This is a genomic window from Streptomyces sp. HPF1205, assembly GCF_020400825.1.
GTDB lineage: Bacteria > Actinomycetota > Actinomycetes > Streptomycetales > Streptomycetaceae > Actinacidiphila.
The window spans coordinates 1-17,913 of the sequence record NZ_JAINVH010000061.1 but is presented as its reverse complement, the minus strand read 5'-3'; the positions used below and the strand labels follow the sequence as shown (position 1 = coordinate 17,913).

The window sequence follows — 17,913 nt, the reverse complement described above, 5'->3', positions numbered from 1 at the left end:
AGCGGACAACACCCACGGGACCAACGGCAGTGTCACGGTGGTGGCGGGCCGGTCCCGGTCGGGGTCGGTCGGGGCCTGTTCCAGCAGCAGGTGGGCGTTGGTGCCGCTGATGCCGAAGGAGGAGACGCCGGCCCGGCGGGGCGCGCCGGTCGCGGGCCACTCGGTCGTGCCGGTGAGCAGGCGCACGGCGCCCTCGTTCCAGTCGACGTGCGGGGTCGGCTCGTCCACGTGCAGGGTCCGCGGCAGTACGCCGTGCCGCAGGGCCAGCACCATCTTGATGACGCCCGCGACGCCCGAGGCGGCCTGCGCGTGCCCGATGTTCGACTTCACCGACCCCAGCAGCAGCGGCCGGTCCGCGGGGCGCTCCTGCCCGTAGGTGGCCAGCAGCGCCTGCGCCTCGATCGGGTCGCCCAGTGACGTACCCGTGCCGTGTGCCTCGACCGCGTCGATGTCGGCGGGGGTGAGGCCGGCGTTGGTGAGGGCCTGGCGGATGACCCGCTGCTGGGCGGGGCCGTTGGGCGCGGTCAGGCCATTGCTGGCGCCGTCCTGGTTGACCGCCGAGCCCCGCACCACCGCCAGGACCTCGTGCCCGAGCCGCCGGGCGTCGGACAGCCGCTCGACGAGCAGCATGCCCGCGCCTTCGGCCATGCCCATGCCGTCGGCGGCGGCGGAGAACGCCTTGCAGCGGCCGTCGGTGGCCAGTCCGCGCTGGCGGCTGAAGGTGACGAGCGCGGTCGGGGTGGACATCACCGTGACGCCGCCGGCGAGGGCCATCTCGCACTCCCCGGCCCGCAGCGCCTGGGCGGCCAGGTGCAGGGCGACCAGGGAGGAGGAACAGGCGGTGTCGACGGTGACCGCGGGGCCCTCAAGGCCGAGTGCGTAGGCGATGCGGCCGGACACGACGCTGACGGAGTTTCCGGTGGCGAGGTAGCCCTCGCCGTCCTGCGGCGCGTGGGCGAGCAGGGTCGTGTAGTCCTGGCCGTTGACGCCGGCGAAGACCCCCACTTGGCCGCCGCGCAGGGTGTGCGGGTCGATCCCGGCGCGTTCGAACGCCTCCCAGGACGTCTCCAGCAGCAGCCGCTGCTGCGGGTCGGTGGCCAGGGCCTCACGTGGGGAGATCCCGAAGAACGCGGCGTCGAAGTCGCCGGCGCCGGTGAGGAAGCCGCCCTCACGGGTGTAGCTGGTGCCCTGCTTGTCGGGGTCGGGGTCGTAGAGGGTGTCGAGGTCCCAGCCGCGGTCGGTGGGCAGGCCGGTGACGGCGTCGGTGCCGTCGGCGAGCAGCCGCCACAGGTCCTCGGGTGAGGTGACGCCGCCGGCGTAGCGGCAGGCCATGCCGACGATGACGATCGGGTCGGCGGCGTCGGCGGCGTCGGCGGCGCGCACGGGGCCGGCCGCGGCGGCGGCGCGTTCGCCGAGCAGCAGGGCGCGCAGCCGGGCGGCGAGGGCGGCGGGGGTGGGGAAGTCGAAGACGAGAGTGGTGGGCAGCCGCAGCGAGGTGGCCTTGGTGAGGCGGTCGCGCAGTTCGACGGCGGTGAGCGAGTCGAAGCCGCAGTCGCGGAAGGCGGTGCCGGGCGCGACGGCTTCGGCGGAGGTGTGCCGCAGGACGGCCGCCGCCTGGGCGCGTACCAGGTCGAGCAGGAAGCGGTCCTGGTCGGCCGGGCTCATGCCGGCGAGCCGGGTGCCGAGTTCGCCGAGGGTACGCGGGTCCTGGTCGCGATCGGCGCGGGCGGCGGCCTGCTCGCGGGCGGCGCGGACCTCGGGGATGGTGTCGAGGAGCGGGCGGGGCCGGGCGGAGGTGAAGGCGGGCGCGAAGCGGTCCCAGTCGACGTCGGCGACGGCGACGAACGTCTCGTCGTGGTCGAGGACGTCGTCGAGGGCGGCGAACGCCGTCCGCGGGTCGAGGAACGGCAGGCCCTGGCGCTGGAGCCGGTCGGAGTCGACACCTTCGGGGACGGGGGTGTCGGCCCACTGGTTCACGGCGGCCCACACGCCCCAGGCGACGGAGGTGGCGGGCAGGCCGGCGGCGCGCCGCTGCTGGGCGAGGCCGTCGAGGTAGGTGTTGCCCGCGGCGTAGGCGGCGTGGACGCCGCTGCCCCACACGCCGGCGATGGAGGAGAACAGGACGAAGGCGTCCAGAGGCCGGTCGGGGCCGAAGACTTCGTGGAGGTTGCGGGTGCCCAGGACCTTGGCGCGCAGGTCGCTGTCGAGTTGGCCGGCGGTGAGGTCCTCGATCGGCAGCAGCCGGATCGCGGCGGCGGCGTGTACGACGCTGGTGACGGGCGTGCCGTCCGCGTCGAGGCGCCGTACGAGTTCCTCCAGGGCGGTGCGGTCGGCGATGTCGCAGGCGGCGAGGGTGGCGCGCACGCCCAGGCCCTCGACGTCGGCGGCCAGCGCCGCCGCGCCGGGGGCGTCGGGGCCGCGGCGGCTGACGAGGACGAGGTGGCCGGCGCCGCGGGAGGCGAGCCAGTTCGCGATGTGCGGGGCGAGGGTGCCGGTGGCGCCGGTGACCAGGACCGTGCCGCCGGGCCGCCAGGCGCGCACCGGGGCGCGGCCGGCCAGCGGGGCGCGCTCCAACCGGCGCACGTGGAGGCCGGAGGAACGGATCGCGACCTGGTCCTCGTCACCGGGCAGTCCGGCCAGGACGGCGCGCAGCCGGTCGGCGGCGCGGTCGTCGAACGTCTCGGGCAGGTCCACCAGGCCGCCCCAGCGGTCTGGGTGTTCGAGCGCGGCGACGCGGCCGAGGCCCCAGATCTGGCCCATGGCGAGGCTGCCGGGTGTCTCGTGCCGGCCGACGCCCACGCCGCCACGGGTCACCAGCCACAGCGGGGCCGTGGTGCCGGCGTCGCCGAGTGCCTGGACGAGGGCGAGGGTGCGGGCGAGCCCGACGGTAAGGGCGTCGCCCGCGGCGGCGGGTGCCTCGGCGAGGCCGAGGGTGGACAGGACGCCGTCGACGGGGCCGGCGGCGGCCAGCAGCGCCGCGTACTGCTCGCGGGAGCCGTCGCCCTCGGGTACGTCGACGCGGACGACCTCGGCTCCGCCCGCGGTGAGCGCGGAGGCGACGGCGTCGGTCGTACGGCCGGCGTCGGTCGTACGGCCGGCGTCGCTCGTACGGCCGGCGGTGTCCGTGGCGGGGTGGCCGTCGTCGGGGGCGGCGACCAGCAGCCAGCGGCCGGTGGGCGCGGCGCCGGCGCGTGCCGGGGCCGGCTTCCAGGTGACGGTGTAGCGCCAGGCGTCGGTGGTGGCGGCACGGTGCCGGGCCCGGCGCCAGTCGGCGAGGGCGGGCAGCAGGTCACTGACCGTCTGGTCGCCGTCGACGCCGAGGGTGTCGCCGAGGGCGGCCAGGTCTCCGCTGTCGACGGCGGCCCAGAACGCGCTGTCGGCCCCGTCGCCGCTCCCGCCGCCCGGGATGGCCGACGCGGCTTGGTGGGCGTCGAGCCAGTAGCGCTCCCGCTGGAAGGCGTACGTGGGCAGGTCGGCGGGCACGACGCCCGCCGGGACCAGGCGATTCCAGTCGACGCCCACACCTCGGGTCCACGCCTCGGCCGCCGAGGTCAGCAGGCGTCGGACGCCGCCTTGGTCGCGGCGCAGCGTACCCAGCGCGGTACCGCCGCCACGGGCGTCGAGGGTGCCCTGGACGCCGACGGTCAGGACGGGGTGCGGGCTGGCCTCGACGAAGACGCGGTGACCGGCCTCGGCGAGCGCCTCCACCGCGCCCTCCAGCTGGACGGGGTGGCGCATGTTCTCGTACCAGTACGAGGCGCCGAGCGTGTCGGCCTCGACCCAACTGCCGGTGTACGTCGAGAACATCGGGACGGTGGGTCGCCTCGGCTCAATGGGTGCCAGACTGGCGACGATCTCGTCCTTCAGAACCTCCATGCCGGCGGAGTGGGAGGCGTAGTCGACGTTCACCCTGCGGGCGTCCACCCCCGCCTCCGCGCACGTGACCATGAACGCGTCCAGGGCGTCCGCCAGGCCCGACACCACCGTGGAGCCCGGCCCGTTGACCGCCGCGATACCGACGCGGCCCTCGTACCCGGCCAGCAGTTCGCCCGCCTTCCCGGCCGAGCAGAACAGCGACACCATCCCGCCCGTGCCCGCCACCCGCAGCAGGGCCTTCGCCCGCAACGCCACCACCCGCGCCGCGTCCCCCAACGACAACGCACCCGCCACCGCCGCAGCCGCGATCTCCCCCTGCGAATGGCCGACGACCGCGGCCGGCTCCACACCCAGCGAACGCCACACCGCCGCCAACGACACCATCACCGCGAACAACACCGGCTGCACCACATCCACCCGCTCCAACAACCCCGCATCATCCAACGCCTCACCGAGCGACCACTCCACATACGGCCCCAACGCCCGCTCACACGCAGCGATCGACTCCGCGAACACCGGCGAAGCCGCGATCAACTCACGCGCCATCCCCACCCACTGCGACCCCTGACCGGGGAAGACGAACACCGCTCCCTCATCGCCCTGAACCCGCCCACTGATCCCGCCACCGGACGCCACCTCGGCCAGCCCGGCCATCAACTCCTGCGCGTCCGCGCCCAGGACCGCCGCGCGCTCGTCGAAGGCCGCACGCCCCCGTGCCAAAGCCGCCGCCACCGCACCTGGATCAGCGCCCGGCACAGCGCCCGCCAACCGCTCGGCCTGCGCCCGCAACGCCGCCTCGCCCTTGCCCGACAGCACCCACGGCACCAGCCCGCCCATGTCCAGCGGCACCGCACCCTCGGCAGGCTCCGCCACCACCGGCTCCGGCGCCTGCTCCAGGATCACGTGCGCGTTCGTCCCACTGACGCCGAAGGAGGACACGCCCGCACGACGCGGTCGTCCCGTCTGCGGCCACTCCCGCGACTGCGCCAGCAGGGTCACGGCACCGGCCGTCCAGTCGACGTGCGGCGTCGGCTCGTCCACGTGGAGCGAGGCGGGTACGAGGCCGTGGCGCATGGCGAGCACCATCTTGATCACGCCGGCGACGCCCGACGCCGCCTGCGTGTGGCCGAGGTTGGACTTGATCGAGCCGAGCAGCAGCGGCCGGTCGGCGGGCCGGTCCTGGCCGTAGGTGGCGATGACGGCCTGGGCCTCGATGGGGTCGCCGAGGGTGGTGCCGGTGCCGTGGCCCTCGACCACGTCGACCTGGTCGGTGCCGAGCCGGGCGGCGGCCAGCGCCTGGCGGATGACGCGTTGCTGGGAGGGGCCGTTGGGGGCGGTCAGGCCGTTGCTGGCGCCGTCCTGGTTGACCGCCGAGCCGCGCAGGACGGCGAGTACGGGGTGGCCGTTGCGGCGGGCGTCGGAAAGCCGCTCGACGAGGAGCATGCCGGCGCCCTCGCCCCAGCCGGTGCCGTCGGCAGCGGCCGCGAACGGCTTGCACCGGCCGTCGGCGGCCATGGCGCGCTGGCGGCTGAAGTCCACGAAGACGCCGGGTGTGGACATCACGGTGACGCCGCCGGCCAGGGCCATCGTGCACTCGCCGGCCCGCAGTGCCTGCGCGGCCAGGTGGAGCGCCACGAGGGAGGAGGAGCAGGCGGTGTCGACGGTGACGGCCGGCCCCTCAAGGCCCAGGGTGTAGGAGATGCGGCCCGAGGCGACACTGCCGGCGCTGCCGTTGCCCAGGTAGCCCTGGACGTCTTCGAGTGCGTCGGGTCCGGCGCCGAACAGCCGGGAGGCGTAGTCGTGGTACATGACGCCGGCGAACACGCCGGTGCGTGTGCCGCGCATCGCGGCCGGGTCGATCCCGGCGCGTTCGAACGCCTCCCACGCGGTTTCCAGCAGCAGCCGCTGCTGCGGGTCCATGGCGGTGGCCTCGCGCGGGGATATGCCGAAGAAGGCGGCGTCGAACTCGGCGGCGTCGTACAGGAATCCGCCCTGGTCGGCGTAGCTGCGGCCGGCCCGGCCCGGCACCGGGTCGTACAGTTCGCCGAGGTCCCAGCCGCGGTCCTCGGGCCAGGCGCCGACGGCGTCGGTGCCTGCGGCGACCAGCTCCCACAGCTCCTCCGGGGTGCGCACACCGCCGGGGTAGCGGCAGGCCATGCCGACGATGGCGACGGGTTCGTCCGCCGCGGCCGGCCCGGCGGGCAGCGGCTGCGCGGTGGCGGGGGCGGCGCCGCCCAGGCGGGTGGCGAGTTCCGCGGCGAGGGCGCGCGGGGTGGGGTGGTCGAAGACGAGGGTGGCGGGCAGCCGAACGCCGGTCGCGCGGGCCAGGCGGTTGCGCAGTTCGACGGCGGTGAGGGAGTCGAAGCCGATCTCCTTGAACGCCTTCTCGGCGGCGACGGGGTTGCCGGTCCCCCAGCCCAGGACGGTGCCGGCCTCGGCGCGGACGAGGTCCAGGAGAGCCTTGTCGCGTTCCGGGCCGGTGAGCGCGGCGAGGGTGCCGGTGAGGGTGGTGGTGGCCGCGGCGTCGTCGGTGACGCGGCGCGGCACGGCGGGTACGAGGGCGCGGTGGAGGGCGGGCAGGTCGCCGGCGGCGGCCTGGCGGCGCAGCGCGCCGAAGTCGAGGCGGACCGGGACGAGGAACGCCTCGTCCCCGGCGAGGGCGGCGTCGAGGAGGGCGAGGCCCTGGTCTGCGGTGAGCGGCAGGACGCCGCGGCGGGCGATCCGGGCGCGTCCGGCGTCGTCCAGGTGCCCGGTCATGCCGCTGGCGCGGTCCCAGAAACCCCAGGCCAGCGCGGTGGCGGGCAGTCCGGCGGCGCGGCGGTGCGCGGCCAGGGCGTCGACGAAGGCGTTGCCCGCGGCGTACGCGCACTGGCCGGGGCTGCCGGCGACGCCGGAGAACGAGGAGAACAGGACGAACGCGGTCAGGTCCATGCCGCGGGTCGCCTCGTGCAGCGTCCAGGCCACGTCGGCCTTGGCGCGCAGCGAGGTCGCGAGCTGCTCGGGGGTGACGGACTCCAGGATCGCGTCGTCCAGCACGCCGGCGGCGTGCACGACGCCGCGCAGCGGGTGCGCGGGGTCGATGCCGGCCAGGACGGCGGCGAGCTGCGCGGGGTCGGCGGCGTCGCAGGCGGGCACGCCGACGGTGGCGCCCAACTCGACCAGTTCGGCAACGAGTTCAGCGGCGGCGGGAGTGCCGGCGCCGTGCCGGGAGGCGAGGACGAGGTGGCGCACGCCGTGGGCGGTGACCAGGTGGCGGGCGACGATGCCGCCGAGGACGCCGGTGCCGCCGACGACGAGCACCGTGCCGTCCGGGTCCCACACCGGGGCGCCGGGGGCCGCGGCGGTGTGCCGGGCCAGCCGCGGCAGCAGGAGTTCGCCCGCACGGATCGCGGCCTGCGGTTCGCCGGTGGCCACGGCGGCGACGACGGTCTCCCGGGAGATGTCGTCCGCGTCCAGGTCGAGCAGGGCGAAACGGCCGGGGTGCTCGCTCTGCGCGGACCGCACCAGGCCCCACAGGGGAGCCGCGGTCAGGCCGCCGACGGTGTCGCCGTCCCGGGCGGCCACGGCGTCGTGCGTGACGACGACGAGGCGGACGGCGGCGAGCGCTTCGTGGGTGAGCCAGTCCCGCACCTGGGCGAGGACCGCGGCGGTGAGGTCGCGGGCGGCCTCGGGGCAGGTCGCGTCGCCGCGTCCGTCGAGGGGCGTGACGGGCAGGAGGACGGCCGCGGGCGCCGGGGTGCCGTCCGCCAGGGCGGCGGTGAGGGCGGCGGCGTCCGCGAAGACGGCGGTGCCGTGCCCGCCGCGGGCGAGGGTGTCGGCCAGGGCACGGACGGGGGCGGCGTCGAGGTCGCCCAGGAGCGCGTACGAGGAGGCCGCGGGCGCGGGAACGGCGGCACGGGCGGGCCAGTCGAGGCGGAAGAGCGTGTCCCGCAGCGGGTCGCGGCCCGCGCCGGCCGTGTCGAGGCGGGCCGGGCGCAGGGTGAGGGCGTCTACGGTGGCGACGGTGCGGCCGGTGGTGTCGGCGGCGTGGACGCGGACGGCGTCGCGCCCGGCGGGAGCGAGCCGGACCCGCAGGACGGAGGCGCCGGTGGCGTGCAGCCGGACGCCCTCCCACGCGAACGGCAGCCGCGGCGCGTCCTGTTCACCCGGGGCCGCAGTGGGCGCGGGAAGCAGGGCGAGCGCGTGCAGGGCGGCGTCCAGCAGTGCCGGGTGCAGCCCGTAGGAGGGCGCGTCGGCGGCCTCGGGCGCGGCGAGCGCGACCTCGGCGTACACCTGGTCGCCGGAGCGCCAGGCGGCGCGCAGCCCGCGGAAGGCGGGGCCGTATCCGTAGCCGCGGGCGTCGAGTTCGGCGTATACGGCGTCGGCTGCGACGGGGTCGGCGCCGGGCGGCGGCCACGCCTGCGGGTCGGAGCCGTCCGGGTGGACGGCCGGGCCCGCGCTGAGGCGGCCGGTGGCGTGCCGGGTCCAGGGGGCGCCGGGCGCGGCCGGGTCGTCGTCCTGGGGGCGCGAGTGGACGCTGATCTCGCGGCGGCCTTCCGCGTCGGGCCCGCCGACCCACACCTGGACGGTGACGGCGTCGGTGCCGGTGAGGACGAGCGGTGCCTCCAGGGTGAGGTCGTCCAGCCGGTCGCATCCGGCGCGCAGCCCGGCGTGCGTGGCGAGGTCCACGAACGCGGTGCCGGGCAGCAGCACGGTGTCGCCGACGGCGTGGTCCGCGATCCACGGCTGCGTACGGACGGACAGCCGCCCGGTGAACAGTGTCGCGTCGCCGTCGGCGAGCGCCACGACCGCGCCCAGCAGCGGGTGTTCCGCGCTGCCGAGCCCGGCTCCGGTGACGTCGCCGGTGCCGGGCGCGGCGAGTTCGGGCCAGTAGCGGCGGCGCTGGAAGGGATAGGTGGGCAGGTCGGTGTGGCCGGCGGCGGCCGGCAGGAGACGGCCCCAGTCGACGGACGCGCCGTGCGTGTACGCCTCGGCCGCCGAGGTCAGCAGCCGCCGCACCCCACCCTGCTCCCGGCGCAACGTACCCAGCGCGACACCGCCACCGTGCTCGTCAAGAGTGTCCTGCACACCCACGGTCAGCACCGGGTGCGGGCTGGCCTCGACGAAAACGCGGTGGCCCGCTTCGGCGAGCGCGGCAACAGCGCTCTCCAACTGCACCGGATGGCGCAGGTTCTCGTACCAGTACGAAGCACCCAGCGTGCCCGCCTCGACCCAACTGCCGGTGTACGTCGAGAACATCGGCACGCTCGGCGCCTTGGGCACGATCGGCGCGAGCACATCCAGGATCTCGTCCCTCAACGGCTCCATCCCGGCCGAATGCGAGGCATAGTCCACATTCACCCGCCGCGCGTCCACCCCCGCCTCCGCGCACGTGACCATGAACGCGTCCAGGGCGTCGGTCAGGCCCGACACCACCGTGGAACCCGGCCCGTTGACCGCCGCGATCCCCACCCGGCCCTCGAACCCGGCCAGCAACTCGGTTGCCTTCCGCGCCGAGCAGAACAGCGACACCATGCCACCCGTGCCCGCAACCCGCAGCAGGGACTTAGCCCGCAACGCCACCACCCGCGCCGCATCCCCCAACGACAACGCCCCCGCCACCGCCGCAGCCGCAATCTCCCCCTGCGAATGCCCCACCACAGCGGCCGGCTCCACACCCAGCGAACGCCACACCGCCGCCAACGACACCATCACCGCGAACAACACCGGCTGCACCACATCCACCCGCTCCAACAGAGCGGCATCATCCAACGCCTCACTGAGCGACCACTCCACATACGGAGCCAACGCCCGCTCACACGCAGCGATCGACTCCGCGAACACCGGCGAAGCAGCGATCAACTCACGCGCCATCCCCACCCACTGCGACCCCTGACCGGGGAAGACGAAGACGGCGCTGGAACCCATGCGCCGGCCTGTGGTGCCGTCGCCGGCGGCCACGGCCTCCAGGCCGGTCAGGAGTTCGGCGCGGTCGCCGCCGAGGACGACGGCACGGTCGTCGAAGACGGAGCGCCCGGCCAGCAGCGCGGTGGCGACGGCGACCGGGTCGGGGCCGTCGTCGTCGCGGGCGAGGGCGGCGAGGCGTGCGGCCTGCTCGGCGAGGGCCCTCGGGCCCTGGCCCGAGAACACCCACGGCACGACATCGGTCCCGGTGAACGGCCGTGTCACGGTGCGGTCTTCGGCGCCGGGCTCGGTGCCGGGCTCGGTGCCGGGCTCGGCGGCGGTGAGCGTGCCTCCGGTGGGCCTACCGTCGCCGGTGGTCGTACCGTCGCCTGCCCGCTCTTCGTACGCCGGAACCTGTTCGAGCACGATGTGGGCGTTGGTGCCGCTCATGCCGAACGAGGAGACGGCGGCGCGCCGCGGGTGGTCGGTGCGCGGCCAGTCCTGACGTTCGGTCAGGAGGGTGACGGCGCCCGCGCTCCAGTCGACGTGCGGGGTGGGCTCGTCCACGTGCAGGGTCATGGGCAGCACGCCGTGGTGCATGGCCTGGACCATCTTGATGATGCCGGCGATGCCCGAAGCGGCCTGGGTGTGCCCGATGTTGGACTTGACGGAGCCGAGCAGCAGCGGCCGGTCGGCCGGGCGGTCCTTGCCGTAGGTGGCGATCAGGGCCTGCGCCTCGATGGGGTCGCCGAGGGTGGTGCCGGTGCCGTGGGCCTCGACGGCGTCGACGTCGGCGGTGGTCAGCCCGGCGTCGGTGAGGGCTTCGAGGATGACGCGCTGCTGGGAGGGGCCGTTGGGGGCGGTCAGGCCGTTGCTGGCGCCGTCCTGGTTGACGGCCGAGCCGCGCACCACGGCGAGGACGCGGTGGCCGAGGCGGCGTGCGTCGGAAAGCCGTTCGACGAGCAGGACGCCGACGCCCTCGCCCCAGCCGGTGCCGTCGGCGGCGGCCGCGAACGCCTTGCAGCGCCCGTCGGCGGCCAGGCCGCGCTGCTTGCTGAACTCGGTGAAGGTCGCCGGGGTCGACATGATCGTCACGCCGCCGGCGAGGGCGAGGTCGCACTCGCGGCGCCGCAGTGACTGGACGGCCAGGTGCAGGGCGACCAGCGAGGACGAGCAGGCGGTGTCGACGGTGACGGCGGGCCCTTCGAGGCCGAAGGTGTACGAGAGGCGGCCGGAGATGACGGCGGCGGCGGTGCCCGTGACGAGGTGGCCCTCGACCTGCTCGGCGGAGGAGCCGAGGAGCGCCGCGTAGTCCTGGCCGTTGGAGCCGACGAACACGCCGGTGCGGCTGCCCTGCAGGGAGGACGGGACGAGGGCGGCGCGTTCGAAGGCCTCCCAGGCCGTTTCCAGCAGCAGGCGCTGCTGCGGGTCCATGGCCAGCGCCTCACGGGGGCTGAGGCCGAAGAAGGGGGCGTCGAAGTCGGCGGCGCCGCGCAGGAACGCGCCGTCGCGGGTGTAGGAGGAGCCGGTGTGGTCGGGATCGGGGTCGTAGAGCGCCTCGGTGTCCCAGCCGCGGTCCTCGGGGAAGGTGCCGACGGCGTCGCGGCCCTCGTCCACGAGCCGCCACAGGTCCTCGGGGCTGGTGACGTCGCCGGCGTAGCGGCAGCTCATCGCGACGACGGCGATGGGCTCGCTGTCGCCCGCCTCCAGTTCCCGCAGCCGCTCACGTGCCTGGTGCAGGTCCGCGGTGACCCACTTGAGGTAGTCACGAAGTGTCTCTTCATTCGCCACTGAATGCCACCTCTTCGGCTATGAATGGCTGCGTCGGAATTCGGCGTGCCACATGTTCACGGAAATGTTGACGGGGACAGGGAATGCGGTTCACCACGGTCGGGGGACCCGGCGGAGACAATGCCGCGGAACGGCTGGGTTTCCCGGGCACGGCGCGGTGCCGGGAAAGGGATTCCGTTCCGCGGGGGCGTGCCGTCCCCTGGTGGGAGGGGACGACGGCGGGGTCGGCCGGGTGCGGGGACGGGGCCGTGATTTCCGCCGGAGGCAGCGCGGTATTCCGTTTTCTGGACGTGGGAGTGCACCCATGGGTTCCGCAGTCGTGGTGTCGGCTATTGGGCGGTCACAGTTTCGGAACCGACACTAGGAGCGGGGTGAAGAGGCCAACAACCCCTACCGCCCCTCCCCCGGGCGGCCCCGCCCCCACAGGGGTGCCGCCCGGTGTGCGCCCGGGACCAGGACCGGGGCCGCGTCGCCGGAGCGACGGCGGTGGCGGTGGCGGTGGCAGTGGGACAAGGGGCGTCCGGGCCCGGTGGCGGCCGGCCCCGGACGCCCGGGCGGTCAGGCCCGGCCGAGGTCGCGGTTGATGAACGCGAACAGCTCCTCGTCGCTGGCCTCCTGGAGCGTGTCGGCGACCGAGGCGGGTGCGGCGGCGCCGTTGCCGTTCCACTTGGCCAGCAGGGACTGCAGGCGCATCGCGACCTTGGTGCGGGTGAGGTTGTCGGCGCCCTCCGGTGTGGTCTCGGCCTCCAGCCGCTCCAGCTCGGCGAGCAGCGCCTCGCCCGCCGGGACCTGCTCGGGAAGCAGTTCGGCCCGCAGGTGGCGGGTGAGGACGGCGGGGCTGGGGTGGTCGAAGACGAGGGTGGCCGGCAGGACGAGGCCGGTGGCGGCGGCGAGCTTGGCGCGGAAGTCGACGGCGGTCAGCGAGTCGAATCCCATGGCGCTGAAGGACCGTCCGGTGTCGACCGCGGCTGCGGTGGCGTGCCCGAGTGCGGCGGCGGCCTGGGCCCGGATGAGGTCGAGCAGCGCCTCGTCGCGTTCGGCGTCGTCCAGAGCGGACAGCCGCCGGCGAAGGTCGCCGGCGGTGCCGGCCGCGTCGGGCGCGGCCTGTTCCCCGGCGGCGAGCGCGGCCCGCGCCTCGTCGACGCCGCTGAGCAGCCGGGAGGCGCGGGCGCTGGTGAACAGCGGGGCGAACGTGTCCCAGGCCACGTCGGCGACGGTCACGCACGTCTCGTCCAGCTCCAGGGCGCGGCGCAGCGCGGTGAACGCGGCGTCCGGGTCGAGGGCGAGCAGTCCGCGCCTGCGCAGGCCCGCGGCGTGTTCGCTGCCGGCCATTCCGCCGCCCGCCCACGGGCCCCAGGCCACCGAGGTGGCCGTGGCCCCGCGGGCCCGGCGGCGCGCGGCGAGGGCGTCGAGGTGGGCGTTGGCCGTGGAGTAGGCGGCCTGGCCGCCGCTGCCCCACACGCCGGAGATGGACGAGAACAGGACGAAGGCGTCGAGGTGCTCGTCGTCCACGAGCGCGTCGAGGTGGTCGGCGCCGCTGGTCTTGGCCCGCATGGTGCGGGCGAAGGCCGCGGGGTCGGTGGCGTCGATCGGCTCGGTGGCGTCGAGCCCGGCGGCGTGGACGACGGTCCGTACCGGGCCGTCGGCGGTGACCCGCTCCAGCAGCTCGGTGAGGGCGGCGCGGTCGGCGATGTCGCAGGCGGCGAGGGTGACGCGGACACCGTCGGCCTCCAGGGCGGCGGCCGCCTCTGTGGCGCCGGGCGCGTCGGCGCCGCTGCGGCTGACCAGGACCAGGTGGTCGGCGCCGGCGTCCGCGAGCCAGCGCGCGGCCCGAAGGCCGAGGATGCCGGTGCCGCCGGTGATGAGCGCGGTGCCGCGTGCCGCCCAGTCGCGGGCGGCCGTGCCGCGTGCCGCCCGTACCAGGCGCCGTGCGTACAGGGCGCCGGGCCGCACCGCGACCTGGTCCTCCGTACCCGTGCCGGACAGCACGGCGCACAGCCGGTCCCAGGTCCGCTCGTCCGCGGTGCCCGGCAGGTCGGCGGTGCCTCCCCACCGGTGCGGGAACTCCAGCGCGGCGACCCGGCAGAAGGCCGCCACCTCGGCCTGCGCGGGGCGCAGTCCGGCCTGCTCGCCCGGTTCCGTGGCCGCGCCGTGCGCCGTGACGCACCACAGGGGCGCCCCGACGGCCGCGTCCCCCAGCGCCTGGGTGAGCAGCAGGGTGAGGACGAGGCCGGTGGTCAGGTCCGGCTGGTCGGGGTGCGGCCGCTCGTCCAGCCCGAGGAGGGACACCACGCCGGCGACGTGCCGGTGCTCGGTGAGCAGGTCCGCCAGGCCGGCTCGCCCGCTGTCGGCGGGCACGTCGACGCGCACGCCGCCGCGTTCGGTGAGGGCGGTGACGGCGTCGGCGACCAGCGGGTGGTCGGAGCCGGCCGGGACGGCGATCAGGAAGGGGCCGGCGGGCGCTGCGGGCGGCTCCTCGGGGACGGGCTCCCAGCGTACGCAGTAGCGGCGGCCGTCGAGTTCGGCGTCCTCCTTGCCGCGGCGCCGCCACGACGACAGCGCGGGCAGCAGGGCGCTGAGCGGCTGGGAGGCGTCGATGTCGAGGCGCGCGGTCAGGGCGTCGAGGTCCTGGCGTTCGACGGCCTCCCAGAATCCGTCGTCCGCCGGACTTCCGCTCGCCGCCGGGGAGTTGGGGACGGCGGCCGGGGTGAGCCAGTACCGTTCGCGCTCGAAGGGGTAGGTGGGCAGGTCCACGACCCGGGCTTCCTGGGCGTCCTGGGTGCCGTAGTAGGCGGCCCAGTCGACGCGGACGCCGCGCGTGTGCAGGCCGGCGAGGGCTGCGGTGAACGTGGCCTCCTCCGGGCGCGCCGCGCGCAGCGCCGGGAACAGCGCGCTGTCGGTCCCGTCGCCCAGCACGCCCCGGGCCATGGCGGTCAGCACGGCGTCGGGGCCGAGTTCCAGGTAGGTGCGCACGCCCCGCTCGCCGAGCGTCGCGATGCCGTCGGCGAACCGTACGGCCTCGCGGACGTGCCGCACCCAGTACGCGGGGTCGGTGAGGTCACCGGTCAGGTCACCCGTGACGTTCGACACGACGGGGATACGAGGGCTGTGATACGTCAGCGACTCGGCGACCGCCCGGAACTGCGCCAGCATCGGGTCCATCAACGGCGAGTGGAACGCGTGCGAAACGGTCAGCCGCTTGACCCTGCGGCCCTGCGAACGCCACACCGCCTCCAACTCGGCGATGGTGTCACCCGCGCCGGAGACCACGATCGCCTCGGGCCCGTTGACGGCCGCGACCGCCACGTCGTCCCGCCCGGCCAGTACCTCCCGTACGACCGACTCCTCCGCCCGCACCGCCAGCATCGCGCCACCGGCGGGCAGCGCCTGCATCAACCGCCCCCGGGCCGCGACCAGTTTGACCGCGTCCTCCAGCGACAGCACGCCCGCCACATGCGCCGCCACCAGCTCACCGATCGAGTGACCGGCGAGGTAGGCGGGGGTGATGCCCCACCTCTCGGTCACGCGGTAGAGGGCGGTCTCGACGGCGAACAGCGCGGCCTGGGTGTAGACGGTACGGTCCAGGTCGGTGGGGTCGTCGTCGAACATCACCTCCCGCAACGGCCGCTCGAACTCCGCCTCGAACAGCGCGCACACCTCGTCCAGCGCGGCTGCGAACTCCGGTACGGCCGCGTGGAGTTCGCGCCCCATGCCGGCCCGCTGGCTGCCTTGCCCGGTGAAGAGGACGGCGAGGGTGCCCTCGGTCTTCGTGCCGGTGAGGACCGCGGGGGTCGTCCGGCCCTCGGCGAGGGCGCGCAGATTGTCGACGAGTTCGGCCCGGTCGTCGGCGAGGACGGCCGCACGGTACTCGAACGCGGACCGGGTGGTGGCCAGGCCACGGGCGGTCGCCGGCAGCGGCAGTCCCGGGTCGGCGAGCAGCCGGTCGGCGAGGACGGCCGCTTGGCGGCCGAGCGCCGCGGCGCTGCGGGCCGAGACGGTGAACACCGGCCGCCGAGCGGGGAATTCGCCGGTCCGGGCCGCGGGCCGGGCGAGCCGGGGCGCCTCCTCCAAGACGGCGTGGACATTGGTGCCGCTGATGCCGAACGCGGAGACGCCCGCGCGGCGCGGCCGGTCCGACGCGGTCCAGGGGACCTCCTCGGTGAGCAGCCGGACCGCACCGGACGCCCAGTCGACGTGCGGGGTGGGCGTGTCCACGTGGAGGGTGCGCGGCAGCACGCCGTGCCGCATGGCCATCACCATCTTGATGATGCCGCCGACACCCGCAGCGGACTGCGTGTGGCCCAGGTTGGACTTCAGCGAGCCGAGCCACAGCGGCCGGTCGGCGTCACGGTCGCGCCCGTACGTCGCGAGCAGGGCCTGCGCCTCGATGGGGTCCCCCAGCGGGGTGCCCGTGCCGTGTGCCTCGACCGCGTCGACGTCGGCGGGGGCGAGGCCGGCGTTGGTGAGGGCCTGGCGGATGACGCGCTGCTGGGCGGGGCCGTTGGGCGCGGTCAGGCCGTTGCTGGCACCGTCCTGGTTGACGGCGGTGCCGCGCACGACGGCCAGCACTTCGTGGCCGAGCCGGCGGGCGTCGGACAGTCGCTCCACGAGCAGCATTCCCACGCCCTCGGACCACCCCGTACCGTCGGCGGACTCGGCGAAGGACTTGCAGCGGCCGTCGGCGGCAAGCCCCCGCTGGCGGCTGAACTCGGTGAACATCCCCGGTGTCGCCATGATCGCGGCGCCGCCGACGAGGGCCATGCCGCACTCGCCGCCCCGCAGCGCCTGCACGGCGAGGTGCAGGGCGACGAGCGAGGAGGAGCAGGCGGTGTCGACGGTGACGGCCGGCCCCTCCAGGCCGAAGGTGTAGGACAGCCGACCCGAGACGACGGAGCCGGTGTTGCCGGTGAGCAAGTGGCCCTCGACGCCGTCGGGCAGGCCGCCGGCCAGCGCCTGGCCGTAACCGGAGGGCGCCGCGCCGACGAACACGCCGGCTTGGCTGCCGCGCAGGGTGTGCGGGTCGATTCCGGCGCGTTCGAACGCCTCCCACGCGGTCTCCAGCAGCAGCCTCTGCTGCGGATCCATGGCCAGCGCCTCACGCGGCGAGATTCCGAAGAAGCCCGCGTCGAACCCGGCCGCCTCGTAGAGGAAGCCGCCCTCGCGGACGTACGAGGTGCCCGCCCGGTCGAGGTCCGGGTCGAACAGCTCCGCCACGTCCCACCCGCGGTCCGCGGGGAAGCCGCCGATGGCGTCGCCCCCGTCCGCCACCAGTCGCCACAGGTCCTCGGGCGACCGCACCCCGCCGGGGAACCGGCAGGCCATACCGACGATCACGACCGGGTCGTCGGCCGTGTCCCGCGCCTTTCGGGCGGCGGGAGCGGGGACACCGGCCGCCTGGGGCCGCGAACCGGGCAGCTCGCTGTCGAGGTACCGGGCGAGGGCGGCGACGGTCGGGTGGTCGAAGACGAGGGTGGCGGGCAGCCGCAGGCCGGTGGCGGCGCCGAGCCGGTTGCGGAGCTCAACGGAGGTCAGTGAGTCGAAGCCGAGGTCCTTGAACGCCCGGTCGGGGTCGATGCTGCCTGACGTGGCATGGCCGAGGACGGCGGCCACGTCGGACCGCACCAGATCGAGCAGCGCCTGGTCGCGTTCGGCGCCCGTCAGACCGGCGAACCGGTCGGAGCCCGCCCCCGCCGCGCCCGTCGTCCCTGCCGCCGTGGAGGCGCCGGTCGCGGCAGTACGACGGCGGGTGACGCGGACGAGCTCCCGCAGCAGTGGCGGCACCTCGCGGCCGTCGCCCGCCGTGCCGCGCAGGGCGGCGAGGTCGAGCAGAGCGGGAACGGCGAGCGCGCCGGCCCCGGCCCGGGCGGTGTCGAACAGGGCGAGGCCCTGCTCGGCGCCCATCGGCGACACCCCGGCCTCGGCCATGCGCCGCAGATCGGCCTGGGTGAGCGCCTGCGTCATGCCGCCGTCCTGGTGCCACGGCCCCCAGGCCAGCGAGACGGCGGGCAGGCCGAGGGCGCGACGGTGAGCGGCCAGACCGTCCAAGTAGGCGTTGGCGGCGGCGTAGTTGGACTGCCCGGCGCCGCCCACGATGCCGGAGGCGGAGGAGAACAGCGCGAACAGGGCGATGTCCTGGTGCCGGGTCAGTTCGTGCAGATTCCAGGCAGCACGGGCCTTGGACTCCCACACGGCGCGCATCCGTTCAGGAGTCATCGACGCGAACAATCCGTCGTCCAGCACACCGGCCGTATGCACGACAGCGGTCAGCGCGCGACCTTGCAGCACAGCGGCCAGGGCATCCCGGTCGGCCACGTCACACGCGACCACCTCGGCCCGAGCTCCCGACTCGGCAAGGGAGGCCAT

2 protein-coding genes are annotated in these 17,913 nt (G+C 75.4%); both read right to left on the bottom strand.

Going from position 1 to position 17,913, the window contains the following annotated elements:
- The coding region (locus K7G61_RS34920; protein WP_308190800.1) for a type I polyketide synthase at positions 1 to 11,550 on the bottom strand (11,550 nt) is incomplete at its 3' end.
- Positions 11,551 to 12,108: 558 nt separating this feature from the next.
- Positions 12,109 to 17,913, bottom strand: a 5,805-nt coding sequence (locus tag K7G61_RS37195; protein WP_308190799.1) for a type I polyketide synthase, incomplete at its 5' end; no start/stop codon positions are given.